Below are 16,742 nucleotides of genomic sequence, written 5' to 3' on the forward strand. Positions count from 1 at the left end.
GTCTTAAGACTAACTTTGCGATAAAAAACATCAATTCAAACTTATTTTTTAAGTCGAAAAATATGAACCAAGGCGAACTTTTTGCGCTACAGTGACTAGGGTCTCATTTTTGACGTCAAAATGGCATTTCAGAAATAAAATCCTTAATTAACAATACATTAAACTAAGTCAGGTTATATATAAAATGACCCAGATCTCATATGAAAGGTTTTCACGTCATTTTCAAATTGACGTAAAATAGTAAATATGGCGCACTTATTTTTCACCAATAAAAAACCCTGCTATTAAAGCAGGGTTTTCATCAAACAAGCTGGCTTAATCGGCTGGCTTAGAGCATATTGATGAGGTCGTCTTCAGTACGCACCTCAATGCCAAGCTCTTGTGCCTTAGCCAATTTAGAGCCAGCATTCTCACCAACAAACAGAATGTCGGTCTTTTTCGACACACTACCGGTGACTTTAGCGCCAAGGCCTTGCAGCGCGGCTTTAGCATCACTGCGTGTCAGTTTAGACAGTGAACCTGTGAGTACCACGGTCAGCCCAGCAAGTGGCTGTGGCGTCTCGTCATCCAACGGCTTGATCTCTGGCCAGTGGATCCCCTGTTCGATCAGATCAGCAATTACCAGCTGATTTTTTTCTTGGTTGAAGAAAGCCGTAATATGGCTGGCCACAATCGCGCCCACATCGCTCACCTCTAGCAGTTGCTCATGGCTTGCCGCTTGAATTGCCTCCAGGGTCAAGAAGTGTTGCGCCAAGTTTGCTGCCGTGGCCTCACCCACCTCACGAATACCCAATGAGTATAGGAAGCGTGGCAGTGTGGTTTGCTTAGATGCCTGTAGAGCGTTGACCACGTTCTGTGCCGATTTGGGGCCCATACGATCAAGCACCGTCAGCACCCCAGCACTAAGCTTAAACAGATCTGCTGGGGTCTCGACCATTTCTCGGTCAACCAACTGCTCTATGACCTTGTCACCCAAGCCATCGACATCAAGCGCCTTGCGCGAGACAAAGTGTTTCAGTGCTTCTTTACGTTGCGCTTGGCAAACCAAACCGCCTGAGCAGCGGGCCACTGCCTCACCCTCGACGCGCTCGACCTCGGATTGGCATACTGGGCATCGTGCTGGAAACTCAATCGCCTTCGCACCCTCAGGTCTGCGCTCGCTGACCACAGAGACAATTTGTGGAATCACATCACCAGCGCGACGGATCACTACACAGTCACCAATCATCACACCCAGGCGCTCAATCTCGTCAGCATTGTGCAGCGTCGCATTACTCACGGTGACACCACCGACAAACACGGGCTCAAGCTTAGCCACCGGCGTGATCGCCCCAGTACGGCCGACCTGAAACTCTACATCGTTTAGCTTAGTGAGCTCTTCTTGTGCCGGAAACTTATACGCGATAGCCCAGCGGGGCGCCCTTGCGACAAAACCCAGAGTCTCTTGCTGCGCTACGCTATCGACTTTGATCACCACGCCGTCAATCTCGTACGGCAAATCGTCACGCTTAGTCAAAATGTCTTGATAGTAAGCTTTAACTTGTTCAAGGCTATCAACAAGCTTGGTTTCTGGGCACATTGGCAGTCCCCAGCTTTTGAGCTCCAGAAAGCGCTGATAGTGACTAGAAGAAAGGGTCGCACCCTCAACAATGCCGACACTGTAAGCATAAAAGCTCAGCGGTCGAGTGGCCGTGATACGCGAGTCAAGTTGACGCAGGCTGCCGGCCGCGGCGTTGCGCGGGTTAACAAACACCTTGTCACCTTTTTTCAATGCTTGAGCATTTAGGCGCTCAAACCCGGCTTTAGGCATAAACACCTCACCACGCACCTCAATACGGCTCGGCCAGTTGCTGCCTCGAAGTTTGAGTGGGATTGCGCTGATGGTACGGACGTTTTCCGTAATGTTTTCACCGGTCGTACCATCGCCACGGGTGGCTGCCTGGACCAAAATGCCATCCTCGTACAACAAGCTGACGGCCAATCCATCGAGTTTGGGCTCGCAGCAATAGCTTTCAACACGCTCACCAATCAAGCGATCATTCGCGCGTTTATCAAAACTACTTAGCTCTTGATCATCAAAAGCATTGTCCAGTGATAGCATCGGCAGCTCATGAGCCACCGATTCAAAGCCCGCCAATGGGGCACCACCAACACGTTGGCTCGGAGAATCTAGCGTCACCAACTCTGGGTGCTCGGCCTCGATATCGAGCAATTCACGCATCAGGCGATCATATTCGGCATCAGGCAGCTCCGGGCTGTCTTCGACATAGTATTTTACTGCGTGGTAATGGAGTGTTTCACGCAGCTCGGCGAGGCGTTGAGTAGGGGTTTGAGACATGACTATCTATTTCCATCTATATCGGGCAGAAAGGCTCCATACGGAGCCTTTCGGTTATGCGGTTGCTGCTGGCTGACGCGTGTCAGGCAGTCTTTCTCGCTTTAAAAGCTTGTATCTGTTTGCGATAGTGATCCAATCGCATCGGCGTCATCAGCTTACGACTATCATCTTGAACTTCACCACCGAGGTCATCGGCGATCTGCTGAGCCGTTTTCAGCATCAGTTTAAAGTTTTGCTCGGCATCCCCAAAACACGGTAGGGTCATAAAAAATGAGATGCCCTTGGTGGAAAACTGCGCCGGGTCGTCGTGTTTTAGGGTTCCCGGCTGCATCATATTCGCCACACTAAACAGCACTCTCCCTGTCCCGGAGAGGTCTGCATGGCGGTGGAAAATATCCATCTCACCATACAGCAGGCCGTTTTGCTGCATACTGTCAAACAGTTTCGTGCCAACAAACGGCGCCTGATCATTGGCGGTGTGGACGTTGAGTACAATCACCTCAAGTTCATCTTCAGGCTCAGATTGTTCATCACTCACTGGGGTCTCTTTGACCTGTTCGACACTTGGTTGAGGCGCAGAGTTCACCACAGGTGCTACCTCTGATTCTACGGTGTCTTGAAAAGCCGTTGCTTGTGAGACTGTCTCCTGAGAAGCCGCCTCTTGAGTCACAGTCTCTTGAGTCATCGACGCTGCGTTCGCTAACGACACCTGCGACACGGCCTCGATTTCCTCATCATCGATAGCACTAAACGATGGGATAGGGTCATCATCAGGTGCCACATTTGTCAGCGGCTGTGCTTGCTCTTGGGCTGATGCAGCAGGCTCGAAAGGCTGAGTGGGATTGTCAATTAAGGGGTCAAGATCCGCAGGCATGATATCGGCAGCAAAATCTTTACTATAGGACGATTTTGAGACCACTTGGTAGTCATCGTCACTGTCGTGATGGCTACCATGAGGCTCGGCCGCAGAATCCATATCAATCTTACCAAAGGGTTTATCACCAAACTTGGCTTTACCCTCTCGTTTGCTTGTCCATAACCCGTGAACCAACAAGGCGGCAATCGCGAGTCCGCCGATGATGATTAATACCAGTCGCAATTCCTGCATTTTATCGTCTCTATCAGTTTTTCAACCTGCCTAGGGGAGCTATTCAACCAGGCATCCCCAAATCGGCTTGTTATCTGCTTGGTGAGCATGCGTTCTCAACCACACAGACCCTATCTAATCCGTTACTTTAACAAAGTTCTTGTTATTATTAGAACACTTTAATGGTAATTGTGGGCGTTTCACGGCTAATTTTTGCCGTGGTTTGACGCTACCAGTAGGTTAATGTTAAATACTGACCCTGGCTCATTTAACAACTTAATTACAAGGATAGTCGGTCAAATGCCCCAAAGTTCAAAGTCTTCCACCGGAATGGGATATTTTTTTCACGGCCTAAGCTTGGCCTTTTCTCCTGGTATCCGTAAGTTTGTGCTCCTGCCGCTCATCGCCAACATCGTTCTGGTCGGCGGCGCGTTGTGGTATCTGTTCAGTCATCTTGAGCTGTGGATAAACTCCATGATTGGTCAACTGCCTGATTTCTTGGCCTGGCTGAGCTATCTGCTGTGGCCACTATTGGTTGTGACCATCATTGGCACGTTTTCCTACTTCTTTAGCACATTAGCCAATATAATCGCCGCTCCCTTCAATGGTCTCTTGGCAGAAAAGGTGGAGGGCTATTTGATCGGCGAGCCGATCAACCAAGATGGCCTTTGGGCCATGGTTAAGGATGTGCCAAGGATCATGGCGCGCGAGTGGCGCAAGTTGATCTATATTGTGCCCAAGGCGCTTGGGCTATTTTTGATTCTCTTGATCCCGGCACTTGGACAAACCCTAGGACCTATTCTGTGGTTCGCCTTCTCTGCTTGGATTTTAGCCGTTCAATACTGCGACTACCCCTTTGATAACCACAAGGTTTCATTTAACGCCATGCGTGGAGCACTTAAATCTAAACAGGGCAAAGCCTACACGTTTGGCGCGCTGGTTTCCGTATTCACCGCTATCCCGGTGTTGAATCTATTTATTATGCCCGTCGCCATCTGTGGTGCGACCTCAATGTGGGTGCATGAGTTTAAGGGCAATGTGACACGCTGATCGGTCTGTGCAACTAATCACATTCAACTAAGATATAACTTTTTCGTACTTCTATGCCGCTGTTTTAGCGCATATTCTGCTATATATCCAAGTGACCCTATTGTGTAACCCATACATTTAAACAACAGTTATGAGGACAAAGACACGCTTTGCCCCTCAACCTGATAAAGGACTATGACCATGAGCAAAATTTTTGAAGACAACTCTCTTACGATTGGTAATACCCCCCTCGTTCGCCTTAACAAGGTCAGCAAAGGCAATGTTCTTGCTAAAGTAGAAGCACGCAACCCAAGCTTCAGCGTGAAATGTCGTATCGGCGCAAACATGATCTGGGAAGCGGAAAAGGCAGGAACACTCACCAAAGACGTAGAGCTAGTTGAACCAACCAGTGGTAACACAGGTATCGCCCTGGCGTTTGTCGCTGCTGCTCGCGGTTATAAACTGACCCTGACAATGCCAGAGTCAATGAGTTTAGAGCGTCGTAAGCTACTCAAAGCACTGGGCGCTAACCTAGTGCTGACCGAAGCACCGAAGGGAATGAAAGGCGCTATCGCTAAAGCTGAAGAGATTGTCGCTAGCAACCCTGAAAAGTACCTACTGCTTCAGCAGTTCGACAACCCAGCCAACCCAGCGATCCACGAGAAGACCACAGGTCCTGAGCTATGGGATGCGACAGAGGGTCAAATCGACGTGTTGGTCTCTGGCGTAGGTACCGGCGGTACCATCACTGGTACAAGCCGCTACATCAAGGGTGAAAAAGGCAAAGCCATCACCTCTGTTGCCGTAGAGCCAGCAGAGTCACCTGTGATTTCACAAGTATTGGCCGGTGAAGAAGTCAAACCTGCACCACACAAAATCCAAGGTATTGGCGCTGGCTTTATCCCAGGCAACCTAGACCTTGAGCTGGTCGACCGCGTTGAAACCGTCACCTCTGATGAAGCCATCGAGATGGCGCGTCGCCTAATGGAAGAAGAAGGTATCCTAGCGGGCATCTCTTCTGGCGCAGCCGTGGTTGCAGCCAATCGCATCGCCGAGCTACCCGAGTTTGAGGGTAAGACGATTGTCACCGTACTACCGAGCTCAGGTGAGCGTTACCTAAGCTCTCCACTGTTTGCAGGCCTGTTTACTGAAAAAGAAAATCAGCAGTAAACGTGTCTAAATCAACTTTTTCAAATAAAAAAGCTCCTTAATGGAGCTTTTTTATTGACCCGCGCTCAGCCTTTGGTAGTATCACCCCTGTATTATTTTTAGCTTCAAAATAAAAAGAAGCGAAGTTAGAATCTACACTCTGAGCATGCAACTTGACGGATCTGGTTGTAAGCTTAGAGCATAAAAACTATAAGTCAGCGCACCTTAGAGACAAAAAATAGTCCGAGGTGAGACAAGAAGCTCTATCTTTAAACGGTAAAGCTCAAGCTGACAGCAACAGATAAAATAAATCAATTGGGGTATATACAATGTACGAGAAGCAAGTAGAAATCACTGCAGAAAACGGCCTACACACTCGCCCAGCGGCGCAATTTGTGAAAGAAGCAAAATCTTTCGAGGCTGACATCACTGTGACTTCAAATGGTAAAAGCGCAAGCGCAAAAAGCCTGTTCAAGCTACAAACGCTTGGTCTTGTAAAAGGAACGGTCGTGACTATCTCAGCAGAGGGTCCTCAGGCAACAGAAGCCGTTGACCACCTAGTTGCTCTAATGGACCAACTACACTAATACTCTCTTCCCCGCCAAAGCCATTTTGTGAAAGCAAAGTGGCTTTGTTGGAAATAGAGGCTAAGTTACGCTAATACTAACTCTAGTATTAGCTGTACACCTAAGATAGTTGAGGTGTGTTCGCGCTTGGGCAAAATACCCCAGACTCGCACACGCCTATTTACGATACCACACCAGGCAAGGCCTCCCAGCCTGCTTGATTGAATTTTGGGTATCGTTGGTGACACTCCCATTTACTACCACCATGTTTAAGGTAAGGCTATGATTTCAGGTATCCTAGCATCTCCGGGTATTGCTATCGGTAAAGCACTACTGCTGCAAGAAGATGAAATAGTTCTCAACACCAATCCTATTACAGACGATCAAGTCGATGCAGAAGTGCAGCGCTTCTTTGATGCGCGTAACAAGTCGTCTGCTCAACTTGAACTGATCAAACAAAAAGCGCTAGAAACCTTCGGCGAAGAGAAAGAAGCGATCTTTGAAGGCCACATTATGCTGCTTGAAGATGAAGAGCTTGAGGAAGAAATCCTCGCTCTGATCAAGGGCGATAAGCTTTCAGCAGACAACGCTATCCACACGGTTATCGAAGAGCAAGCTAAGGCACTTGAGTCGCTTAACGACGAGTACCTTAAAGAGCGTGCAACCGACATTCGTGACATTGGTACGCGATTCGTTAAAAACGCGCTAGGTATCAACATCGTGTCACTGAGTGACATCGATGAGGAAGTTATTCTTGTCGCTTACGATTTGACGCCATCAGAGACAGCGCAAATCAATCTTAACGCCGTGCTGGGTTTCGCTTGTGATATCGGCGGTCGTACCTCACACACCTCGATCATGGCGCGCTCGCTTGAGCTTCCAGCGATTGTTGGCACCAATGACATCACGGCAAAAGTGAGCAATGGTGACATGCTGATCTTGGATGCAATGAACAACAAGATCGTGATTAACCCTTCTGATGCTGAGCTTGAAGAAGCGAAAGCAGTAAAAGCTGCCTTCGCCGCCGAGAAAGAAGAGTTGGCCAAACTGAAAGACCTACCTGCAGAGACCACAGACGGCCATCGCGTCGAAGTGTGCGGTAACATTGGTACCGTCAAAGACTGTGAAGGTGTCCTGCGTAACGGTGGTGAAGGCGTTGGCCTATACCGCACCGAGTTCCTATTTATGGACCGTGACTCACTGCCGACTGAAGAAGAGCAGTACCAAGCGTACAAAGAAGTCGCTGAGTCGATGGAAGGTGAGGCTGTGATCATCCGCACCATGGACATCGGTGGTGATAAAGACCTGCCGTACATGGACCTGCCAAAAGAGATGAACCCATTCCTTGGCTGGCGTGCGGTGCGTATCAGCCTAGATCGTCGTGAAATCTTGCGTGACCAGCTGCGTGGTATCTTGCGCGCGTCAGCACATGGTAAGCTTCGCATCATGTTCCCGATGATCATCTCGGTTGAGGAGATCCGCGAGCTTAAACAAGCGATCGAGGAGTACAAAGCTGAGCTGCGTGAAGAAGGCCTGGCGTTTGATGAAGAGATTGAGATTGGCGTGATGGTGGAAACACCTGCCGCGGCAGCCATTGCACACCATCTAGCAAAAGAAGTGGCGTTCTTCTCTATCGGTACTAACGACCTAACCCAATACACCTTGGCGGTAGACCGTGGTAACGAGATGATCTCTCACCTCTACAACCCACTATCACCGGCTGTTCTTACCGTGATCAAGCAGGTTATCGATGCCTCTCATGCTGAGGGTAAGTGGACCGGTATGTGTGGTGAGCTTGCCGGTGATGAGCGCGCGACTCTGCTGCTACTAGGTATGGGTCTAGATGAATTTTCTATGAGCGGTATCTCAATTCCAAAGGTTAAAAAGGTTATTCGTAACGCAAGCTTTGAAAAAGTTAAAGCAATGGCTGAAACTGCCCTCTCTCTACCGACGGCAGCTGAAATTGAAGCCTGCGTTGAGCAGTTTATGGCTGACAATAGCCAATAGTTGTCTATCCAAAGATAAGCTGATGTTGGACGGCAAAAAAAGTCGTCTAATATCAGAGATTGGTATAGTATAAATTAACAGGATAAAACAATAACCTAGGAGCATGACACAATGGGTCTGTTTGATAAACTTAAAAAGCTAGTATCTGATGACAGTGCAGACGCTGGTGCAATCGAGATCATCGCACCACTATCTGGCGAGATCGTGAACATCGAAGATGTGCCAGATGTCGTTTTCGCTGAAAAAATCGTTGGTGATGGCATCGCGATCAAACCTGCTGGCAACAAAATGGTTGCTCCAGTAAACGGTACGATCGGTAAGATCTTTGAAACTAACCATGCATTCTCTATCGAGTCTGATGACGGTGTTGAGCTTTTCGTTCACTTCGGTATCGATACTGTTGAGCTGAAAGGCGAAGGCTTCACTCGCATCGCTGAGGAAGGCCAAGCTGTGAAAGCAGGCGACACTATCATCGAATTCGATCTAGCGGTACTAGAAGAAAAAGCAAAATCTACCCTAACGCCTGTCGTTATCTCGAACATGGACGAGATCAAAGAGCTAAGCAAGCTGTCTGGCTCTGTTGAAGTAGGTCAAACGCCAGTTCTACGCGTGACTAAGTAAACCCTGCGATACAACAACGTTTAGTAAAACGCAGCCATCTGGCTGCGTTTTTTTATTCGCTTAACGCTCTTTATGCGAATAGCCTTGCAGCATCACCTCGATGGCGCTGACCATGTACGCGTTCAAATCCTCTTCACTCTGACCGAGATCCACCCCAAGCATGCGCCAATAGACGGCCTGACCATGGATCATCAGCATAAACTGCACCGCCGCATGCTGCATATTCTTATCGCTTGGAAACAACCCTTGGCTTTGCTTAAACTCTAGATATTCTTGAACCATCTTTGTCGTCGGCTCTGGCCCCGCCTTGACGTAGGTACGCCCGAGGTCCGGATGGCTATCAACCTGACTCACTGCGGTGCGATAAGTACTCATAACCCCAGGGCTGAGCATCATGCTATGAAACTTTAGGGCAAAGTCCAACAATGCTTGGCGGATTGGGCGCGGGTCATCGATTAAGTGGCCATGCTGGCGATTAGACTCACAGCGCGATTTCACACAGGTCTCAAACAGATCATCCTTGGTCTTAAAATGCGCGTAAACCGTTTGTTTCGACACCTGCGCCGCTTCAGCGATCTGATCCATACTCACGGCGTAGCCGACCTCGATAAATAGCTTGCCCGCGGCTTGCAGGATTTGCTCGCGCTTTTTTGCGCTTCGTGGTGATAACACCATAATCTCTCCTAGACGAAAAACATAACTAGACTGATCAGTCTAGTTATAGCGATCGTCATCAAATTATCATCGATACTGTGTTGATTATTGCGCCAAACTGGACTTAAATCAAACTAGACAGTCTAGTTTGATTTAAACAAATGAACGGAATTTGATATGGATAACAAATTTGGCAACGGCCGCAATGCGGTCTGCTTGGTGCTGGGGCTTGCTTTGATGGCTGGCTGTCAGCTGCAGAATTCTGATGAAGCGATCAGTGAAAACACTGTCAAACCTATCGCTGAGGTCATCGAACCCGTCCTTGAATCAAGCTACCATGTAGAGAGAGAGTACGTTGGGTTTGTCAGAGCAAAGGATCAAGCAAGGCTCGGCTTCGAGCTCAGCGGTCAGGTCGAGCAGATCCTGGTTGAGGTGGGTGACCATGTCCAACAAGGTCAGCCATTGATCGCGCTCGACAAACGCCTGCTGATCACCGAGGCGCGCCAACTGAAAGCCCAACAATCCGAGGTCAGCGCCCAACTTCGCTTGATTGAGACCAACCTCAAGCGTCAACTATCACTGAAAAACAAGGGCTTCAGTGCCGAGGCCGAGATCGACTCTCTCACCAGCCAAAAAAACGTCCTGCTCGCCAATCGACAGCAACTGGTGGCGAGTATCGAGGCTAATCGCCTGCAACAAGAAAAGTCGCAAGTATTGGCCCCCTTTTCCGGCATTATCAGTCAGCGCCTAGTTAGCCAAGGCGATGTGGTGACAATGGGAGCCACCACCCTTACCCTTCTCGCGGATGAGAGCCTTGAGGTGCATATCGGCGTCCCAGCGCAGTACGCCAAGCGTATCGTTGATCAAGCACAGTGGCAGATACGCATCGATGATCAACTCTTCCCTGCAATGCTGGTAAACCCGGGTCCTCAGGTCAATACCCAGTCTCGCACCGTTGAGCTGCGCTTTACCCTACCGCCAACCGCCAAGCTGCTCGATGGCCAGCTTGGCTACTTACAATACCATGACCAGCGTCAGTCTAGTGGATACTGGTTGCCACTCTCAGCCCTGACCGATGGATTACGCGGCACCTGGAACGTGTTTGTTGTCGATCGCGATGATCAGGTTCAGCGGGCACACGTTGAGCTCATCTATGCCAATAACGACGCCGCGTATATCCGCGCTGAGCTGAGTCCCGACGATCGCATTGTGGCCTCTGGACTGCATAGAATCATCCCGGGCCAGAGGGTAGAAACCCTGCTAGTCGATAGCAGCAACGACAGCGAGACTGTCTCGATGGATGGAGAGTAACCTTATGCAAGCCATCTTACGTAACAGTCGCTTACTTATTCTCCTTACCGCGCTCTTGGTCGTGTCCGGGTTGTCTGCGTTGCAATCTTTGCCTCGCGCCGAGGACCCGTTGATCACCAATCGAAATGCGGCGATCACCACCCATTTTCCCGGTGCCACACCTGAGCGCGTCGAGGCGTTGATCAGCGAGAAAATCGAGACAGAGCTGCGCACGCTCGATGAGATCCAGCTTATCACCTCGAGCTCACGCGCCGGCATTTCCGTGGTCAGTATTGAGCTACTCGATTCGATCACAGACTCTGAGCCAGTTTGGTCACGCGTGCGTGACAAGCTTAGCGATGTGACCCCAAAGCTGCCTGCGGGAAGCTCAGAGCCAAATCTTGACAGCGATCACTCCTACGCCTTTACCTATATTACTGCGATCACTTGGCAGGGCCGTGAGGCACCCAACTTGCCGGTTATGAATCGCTATGCCAAAGAGCTGGCCCAGCAATTTCGAGCCATGAGTGGTACTGAGTTTGTCGATGAGTACGGCACCATCAGTGAAGAGATTTTAGTCTCGATTGACCGAGGCGCTGTTGCCTCACTCGGCGCGAGTGCGATGTCTTTGTCACAGGCCATCGGTGGGGCGGATGCCAAAAACTCTGCAGGCGAGCTAGTAAATCAACAAAACCGCTTCGCGCTTGAGATGAGTCAGTCTCTCGATAGTCTGGAGCGTATCAAGCAGGTGCCGATTGCACTGGATGAACAAGGCTATGTGGTTCTGCTCGAGGATGTGGCTAACGTTGAGCGTACCTACAATACTCCCCCTGCCCAAATCGCTCTCGTTGATGGCCAGCCGGCCATTATTGTCGCCGCGCGCATGCAGCCCTCGGTTCGAGTTGACCGCTGGACGCCACGCGCCGAGGAGCTTGTCGAACGTTTCCAAGCCCAGCTTCCGCGCCATCTAAACGTTGAGCTCCTGTTCGAGCAAGACAGCTATACTCAAACGCGGTTATCTGAACTAGTCACTAGCCTTGTGATCGGCTTTAGCTTGATCCTCGCGGTGCTGCTGCTCACACTCGGGCTGCGTTCGGCTTGGATTGTCGCTCTGTCGCTGCCTCTGACGGCGATGCTGACGCTCAGCCTGATGAAGGCGACCGGTATTCCCATTAATCAGATGTCTGTAACGGGGTTGATCGTAGCGCTTGGGATCATGGTCGACAATGCCATCGTCATGGTCGATACCATCCAAAATTACCGTGCAAAAGGCCACCAGCGCATCGCCTCTGCAGTGGCAGCCATTAAGCACTTATGGGTCCCACTGCTAGGCTCGACCCTAACGACGGTACTATCTTTCGCTCCTATTTTCCTAATGCCGGGACCCGCGGGCGAGTTTGTTGGGGCGATTGCCATCACGGTGTGCTTCTCATTGGTCGGCTCGTACCTGATTGCCCATACCTTAGTTGCGGGCTTTGCTGCGCGCTTACTACCCAAAACCAGCTCCTCGCAACACTGGTATCAGCACGGTATTCAAACCCCGCGCTTGGCTAAGCTGTTTCGTTTGACTGTCCAATTAGCGGTACATCATCCAATCAAAGCCGCGCTATTGGTTGGGCTAATACCCTTGTTTGGCTTTTGGTCGGCAGGGCAACTGACTGAGCAGTTCTTCCCACCTTCAGATCGGGACATGTTTGAGGTGCAGGTTTTTCTGCCTCCCCAAGCGAGTATCTACGCAACCGAGCAAACCGCTGAACTGGTCGAAGAGACGATTCGCCAAAACCCCAATGTTGAGTCGGTTAGTTGGCTAGTGGGTACTAACTTTCCCTCTTTTTATTACAACCTGCTGAGTAATCAACGCGGCACACCCTACTTTGCTCAAGCCATGGTTAAGATGAGCGACTTCACCGCTGCTAACGCCTATGTACCCGAGTTACAACAGACACTTGATCGAGCGGTGCCTAATGCGCAGGTATTGGTGCGCAAGCTTGAACAAGGTCCTCCGTTTAACGCACCGCTTGAGATCCGCCTCTACGGGCATAATCTTGACCGTCTCAAACAAATTGGTGAAGAGATCCGCCTGATCATGGCGCAAACCACCAATGTCACCCAGACGCGCGCCACCTTACAACCCGGGGTGCCAAAAATCTGGCTCGATGTGAATGAGCAGTCCTCACTACTCAGTGGTATGACCCTCTCTCAGTTAGCCAGCAACTTGGACAGCACACTCATGGGTCAGGTCCAGGGAAGTATCATCGAAGGCACCGAATCGGTTCCGGTGAGAGTGAAAGTCGCGGATACTGAGCGCGAGCGCTTGTCTCAACTGGCCAATTTACCAATGACCAATAGCAGTAACCAACTGATGCCGCTGTCCGCCCTGACCGAGTTCAGTTTTCGCCCAAGCCGCGGCGCGATTACTCGCCGTGATGGCCAGCGCGTCAACACCATAGAGGGCTTCGTCAAGGCCGGCGTCCTGCCACAAACCGCGCTGAATGAATTTAAGGCCAGCGTCGATGACTATATCGCTCAGTTGCCAAGTGGCTATTGGGTTGAGTTTGGTGGCGAGTCAGCAGAGCGTGATGAGTCGGTTGCTAATCTAATGAGCAGCCTATCACTGGTCGTTACCTTGATGGTGTTGGTGATTGTGCTGTCATTCAACTCCTTTCGCCTCAGTGGCATCATCTTCTTGGTCGCGGGACTGGCGGCAGGACTGGGTCTGCTATCGGTATGGGTGTTCTCTTACCCATTTGGCTTTACCGTGATTGTCGGCCTGCTTGGGGTGATTGGTCTGGCGATCAATGCCGCGATCGTGATTCTGGCTGAGCTTAAATCCGACTCACAAGCAATGCAGGGCAATAAATCGGCGATCATCGCTGGGGTGATGAGCTGTACGCGCCACATCACCTCGACGACGATCACGACCATCGGTGGCTTCCTGCCGCTGATCTTGGCCGGGGGCGGCTTCTGGCCTCCATTTGCGGTGGCCATTGCGGGTGGTACCTTGCTCACCACCCTGATCTCTTTCTATGTGGTCCCTGCGCTGTTTACCCTCACTCGTGGTAAGCCACGCACTCGCGTAGCCACCAAGCCAGAGCTTCAGGCCGAGGGATCATAGACCCAAAGCGTACTTGAGTACTTGGCGCTTAATCGGGCCGGAATGCTGCGCCAACTTAAGCGCTGCATTTCGCGCCAACTGCAGCGGGGTAATGCTATTGCTAAAGCCCTTGTAGAACACATCCATACCAGTCTGCATAAGCAGGTTATCGGGATAACGCCGCAACATATATTGCTTAAGAGTTGCCTCACTCAGCTCGGCTTGGTCGGTGATTTCAAGCAGGCAAGCGGCGTCTTTGAAGCCAAGGTTAACCCCTTGACCTGCGAGCGGGTTAATGGTGTGGGCAGCATCACCGACTAAGATACAGCGGTTGGCAACGTACTGCTGAGCGTGGCGGCGAGTGAGAGGAAATGCGCCCTTTTGCACTACCTTGACCTTGCCAAGCTCAGCGGGAAACGCCAAGTGAATCTGCTGCTCGAGTTGCTCGGCACTCATCGCCATCAACTGTCTGATCCTTTTAGGGCTGTCATACCAAACCAGTGAGCCTTGCTGGCCTGGCAGAGGGAGAAACGAGCGCGGCCCCAGCGGAGTAAACTGCTGCCAGGTGATGTCTTGCTGCGCGTGCTCTGTTTCGACATGGATCAGCATACAGTGATGGCGATAATCCCAGGCCGTCAGGCCTATCTTTGCCTGCTCACGCACTCGAGAATGAGCGCCATCGGCACCGATCACCCAGCTGGCCCTAATCTGCTCGCCCGAGCTAAGGTGCAAGGTGTTATCTTGCTCGCCAAACTCAAGCCGAGCCAAGCTGTCAGGACAGAGCAGATCAAGAAACTCCCAGTGGTCAAACTGCTGCCACAGGCCAAGTTGGATCACTCGATTCTCAACGATATAACCCAGCTGCTCAAGACCCAACTCGGCGGCTGAAAATTTGGTCCGACACTGAGGGTGCTCCCAGGTTTCAAGACGACGATAAGGGCAGACGCGCATCGCTTGGATGCTTTGCCAAGCACCAAGAGAATCAAGCAGGTCAACCGATGCCTGCGAGATAGCAGAAACGCGAATATCCATCGCCTGCTCGCACGAAAAAGCACTGGGTCGATGCTCCTCAATCAGCGCGGTGCGCCGTCCTTGCTTGGCAAAGCCGACAGCAAGGGCTGCGCCGACCATGCCTCCACCGACAATGGCAATATCGTATTTGTTCATTTTCTGTTCTTCATCTTGCTGATTTAACATCCGTTTTTAATTGTACGATTTCGCGCATGCAAAGTAAGCAAAAAAGACCGGCAAACCTTGCTAAAACCGACCATAAATCAATACTGGCATGGCGCTATCTAAAGCAGTACAATACGCCGCTTGCCGCGACACCCCCTGTAATTTCCACAGGATTACCCTCTGGGGGCGCGGATAGACACTGGGCGATTTGCTCCCTTATTTTAAACTAACGATCGAGCGAACAAAGATGAGTAAGAAACTGCTAATCAAAACCTGGGGCTGCCAGATGAACGAATACGATTCATCAAAAATGGCTGACCTGCTTAACGCGGCGAATGGCTTTGAGCTAACCGAAGACCCAGAAGAGGCAGACGTACTGCTATTGAACACCTGTTCTATCCGTGAAAAGGCCCAAGAAAAGGTATTTCACCAGCTAGGTCGCTGGAAAACACTCAAAGAGAAAAAACCCGGCGTTGTGATTGGCGTGGGTGGCTGTGTAGCGACTCAAGAAGGCGATCACATTCGTGAGCGCGCGCCGTATGTTGACGTGATTTTTGGCCCGCAAACCCTGCACCGCCTACCAGAGATGATCAAGCAGTCGCAAAATGATGACGCGCCAGTGATGGACATCTCTTTCCCTGAGATTGAGAAGTTTGACCGCCTACCTGAGCCACGCGCTGAGGGTGCAACCGCGTTTGTCTCGATCATGGAAGGCTGCTCAAAATACTGTACCTACTGCGTAGTGCCATACACGCGTGGTGAGGAAGTCAGCCGCCCTATGGACGATGTTCTGTTTGAGATTGCCCAGCTAGCTGAGCAAGGCGTACGTGAAGTTAACCTACTGGGCCAAAACGTAAACGCGTACCGTGGTCCAATGCACGATGGCGACATCTGCAGCTTCGCTGAGCTGCTACGTCTCGTAGCGTCTATCGACGGTATCGACCGCATTCGTTTCACTACCAGCCACCCGCTGGAGTTTGGTGATGACATCATCGCCGTGTACGAAGACACGCCGGAGCTTGTGAGCTTCCTGCACCTGCCAGTACAAAGCGGTAGCGATCGCATCCTGACCGCAATGAAGCGCCCACACACGGCGATTGAGTACAAGTCAATCATCCGTAAGCTGCGTAAAGCGCGTCCTGATATCCACATCAGCTCTGACTTTATCGTTGGTTTCCCAGGTGAGACGGACAAAGACTTCCAAGACACCATGAAACTGATCAAAGACGTCGATTTTGATATGAGCTTTAGCTTTATCTTCTCACCACGCCCAGGTACTCCGGCTGCTGATTATCCGTGTGATACGCCAGAGCAAACCAAGAAAGAGCGCCTGTACGAGCTGCAACAAGTGGTGAACTCGCAAGCGATGCGCTACTCGCGCCAAATGCTTGATACCGAGCAGCGCGTGTTGGTTGAAGGCCCATCGAAGAAGAACCTGATGGAGCTGCGTGCTCGTACCGAGAACAACCGCGTGGTGAACTTTGAAGGCAGTGCTGACCTGATTGGCCAGTTTGTTGATGTAAAAATTACCGACGTATTTGCAAACTCTCTGCGTGGTGAGATCGTACGTACTGAACAAGACATGGACCTTCGCAGCCTGATCTCTCCAACTCAAATGATGGCGAAAACCAAGCGCGAAGACGAGCTGGGTGTAGCGACATTTACGCCTTAAGCTTGAAATTACCCGACTGAGTAACCATCTTAGAAGGGTAAACACATCTTAGGCGGTCC

Annotated in this window: 12 protein-coding genes; 8 read left to right on the plus strand and 4 right to left on the minus strand. The window is 50.8% G+C overall.

Features of this window, described 5'->3' with window-relative positions; all coding sequences use genetic code 11:
- Window positions 1-328 precede the first annotated feature (328 nt).
- Entirely contained in the window at window positions 329-2,338 is a 2,010-nt protein-coding gene (gene ligA, locus ACSTTG_RS17100) for an NAD-dependent DNA ligase LigA (RefSeq protein ID WP_438460382.1), read from the minus strand.
- 82 nt (window positions 2,339-2,420) lie between these two features.
- A complete protein-coding gene (gene zipA, locus ACSTTG_RS17105) occupies window positions 2,421-3,446 on the minus strand; it encodes a cell division protein ZipA (protein ID WP_438460381.1) in 1,026 nt (341 codons plus the stop codon).
- Between the two features lie 279 nt (window positions 3,447-3,725).
- Here zipA and cysZ point away from each other — a divergent pair, with 279 nt between their 5' ends.
- The 5 genes from cysZ (at window position 3,726) to crr (ending at window position 8,797) form a co-directional block, all read left to right on the plus strand.
- Window positions 3,726-4,475 (plus strand): sulfate transporter CysZ, encoded by a 750-nt coding sequence (gene cysZ / locus ACSTTG_RS17110; protein ID WP_438460380.1) that lies wholly within the window; start codon window positions 3,726-3,728, stop codon window positions 4,473-4,475.
- 180 nt (window positions 4,476-4,655) lie between these two features.
- Complete coding sequence (gene cysK / locus ACSTTG_RS17115) at window positions 4,656-5,624, plus strand: cysteine synthase A (RefSeq protein ID WP_438460379.1); 969 nt, start codon at window positions 4,656-4,658, stop codon at window positions 5,622-5,624.
- A gap of 308 nt (window positions 5,625-5,932) precedes the next feature.
- Window positions 5,933-6,190 carry an HPr family phosphocarrier protein gene (locus ACSTTG_RS17120; RefSeq protein WP_438460378.1) on the plus strand — a complete coding sequence of 86 codons (258 nt, stop codon included), beginning with the start codon at window positions 5,933-5,935 and terminating at the stop codon, window positions 6,188-6,190.
- A gap of 261 nt (window positions 6,191-6,451) precedes the next feature.
- Window positions 6,452-8,176 (plus strand): phosphoenolpyruvate-protein phosphotransferase PtsI, encoded by a 1,725-nt coding sequence (gene ptsI / locus ACSTTG_RS17125; protein ID WP_438460377.1) that lies wholly within the window; start codon window positions 6,452-6,454, stop codon window positions 8,174-8,176.
- Between the two features lie 111 nt (window positions 8,177-8,287).
- Complete coding sequence (crr, locus tag ACSTTG_RS17130) at window positions 8,288-8,797, plus strand: PTS glucose transporter subunit IIA (RefSeq protein WP_438460376.1); 510 nt, start codon at window positions 8,288-8,290, stop codon at window positions 8,795-8,797.
- A gap of 60 nt (window positions 8,798-8,857) precedes the next feature.
- On the opposite strand, the gene ACSTTG_RS17135 is transcribed toward crr, so the two are convergent.
- A complete protein-coding gene (locus ACSTTG_RS17135) occupies window positions 8,858-9,472 on the minus strand; it encodes a TetR/AcrR family transcriptional regulator (RefSeq protein ID WP_438475673.1) in 615 nt (204 codons plus the stop codon).
- Window positions 9,473-9,628: 156 nt separating this feature from the next.
- Here ACSTTG_RS17135 and ACSTTG_RS17140 point away from each other — a divergent pair, with 156 nt between their 5' ends.
- Together ACSTTG_RS17140 and ACSTTG_RS17145 are read left to right on the plus strand one after the other, a co-directional pair.
- Window positions 9,629-10,762, plus strand: coding sequence for an efflux RND transporter periplasmic adaptor subunit (locus ACSTTG_RS17140; protein ID WP_438475674.1), 1,134 nt, complete (start codon window positions 9,629-9,631; stop codon window positions 10,760-10,762).
- Between the two features lie 4 nt (window positions 10,763-10,766).
- A complete protein-coding gene (locus ACSTTG_RS17145) occupies window positions 10,767-13,856 on the plus strand; it encodes an efflux RND transporter permease subunit (protein WP_438475675.1) in 3,090 nt (1,029 codons plus the stop codon).
- Here the strand turns inward: ACSTTG_RS17145 and ACSTTG_RS17150 are convergent.
- On the minus strand, window positions 13,851-15,002 hold the full coding sequence (locus tag ACSTTG_RS17150; protein ID WP_438475676.1) for a 2-octaprenyl-3-methyl-6-methoxy-1,4-benzoquinol hydroxylase: 1,152 nt from the start codon (window positions 15,000-15,002) through the stop codon (window positions 13,851-13,853). The two genes, ACSTTG_RS17145 and ACSTTG_RS17150, sit on opposite strands and share 6 nt — an antisense overlap.
- A 256-nt stretch (window positions 15,003-15,258) precedes the next feature.
- Here ACSTTG_RS17150 and miaB point away from each other — a divergent pair, with 256 nt between their 5' ends.
- Window positions 15,259-16,683: a tRNA (N6-isopentenyl adenosine(37)-C2)-methylthiotransferase MiaB gene (gene miaB, locus ACSTTG_RS17155; RefSeq protein WP_438460371.1), complete on the plus strand. Its 1,425-nt coding sequence runs from the start codon at window positions 15,259-15,261 to the stop codon at window positions 16,681-16,683.
- The last annotated feature ends 59 nt before the right edge of the window (window positions 16,684-16,742 follow it).

It is taken from the genome of Vibrio glycogenivorans (assembly GCF_051660965.1).
GTDB lineage: Bacteria > Pseudomonadota > Gammaproteobacteria > Enterobacterales > Vibrionaceae > Vibrio.

Bases quoted from the DNA above. Each gene is read 5' to 3' on its own strand.
- ligA (WP_438460382.1), bottom strand. From the start codon at position 2,338: ATGTCTCAAACCCCTACTCAACGCCTCGCCGAGCTGCGTGAAACACTC.
- zipA (WP_438460381.1), bottom strand. From the start codon at position 3,446: ATGCAGGAATTGCGACTGGTATTAATCATCATCGGCGGACTCGCGATT.
- cysZ (WP_438460380.1), top strand. From the start codon at position 3,726: ATGCCCCAAAGTTCAAAGTCTTCCACCGGAATGGGATATTTTTTTCAC.
- cysK (WP_438460379.1), top strand. From the start codon at position 4,656: ATGAGCAAAATTTTTGAAGACAACTCTCTTACGATTGGTAATACCCCC.
- ACSTTG_RS17120 (WP_438460378.1), top strand. From the start codon at position 5,933: ATGTACGAGAAGCAAGTAGAAATCACTGCAGAAAACGGCCTACACACT.
- ptsI (WP_438460377.1), top strand. From the start codon at position 6,452: ATGATTTCAGGTATCCTAGCATCTCCGGGTATTGCTATCGGTAAAGCA.
- crr (WP_438460376.1), top strand. From the start codon at position 8,288: ATGGGTCTGTTTGATAAACTTAAAAAGCTAGTATCTGATGACAGTGCA.
- ACSTTG_RS17135 (WP_438475673.1), bottom strand. From the start codon at position 9,472: ATGGTGTTATCACCACGAAGCGCAAAAAAGCGCGAGCAAATCCTGCAA.
- ACSTTG_RS17140 (WP_438475674.1), top strand. From the start codon at position 9,629: ATGGATAACAAATTTGGCAACGGCCGCAATGCGGTCTGCTTGGTGCTG.
- ACSTTG_RS17145 (WP_438475675.1), top strand. From the start codon at position 10,767: ATGCAAGCCATCTTACGTAACAGTCGCTTACTTATTCTCCTTACCGCG.
- ACSTTG_RS17150 (WP_438475676.1), bottom strand. From the start codon at position 15,002: ATGAACAAATACGATATTGCCATTGTCGGTGGAGGCATGGTCGGCGCA.
- miaB (WP_438460371.1), top strand. From the start codon at position 15,259: ATGAGTAAGAAACTGCTAATCAAAACCTGGGGCTGCCAGATGAACGAA.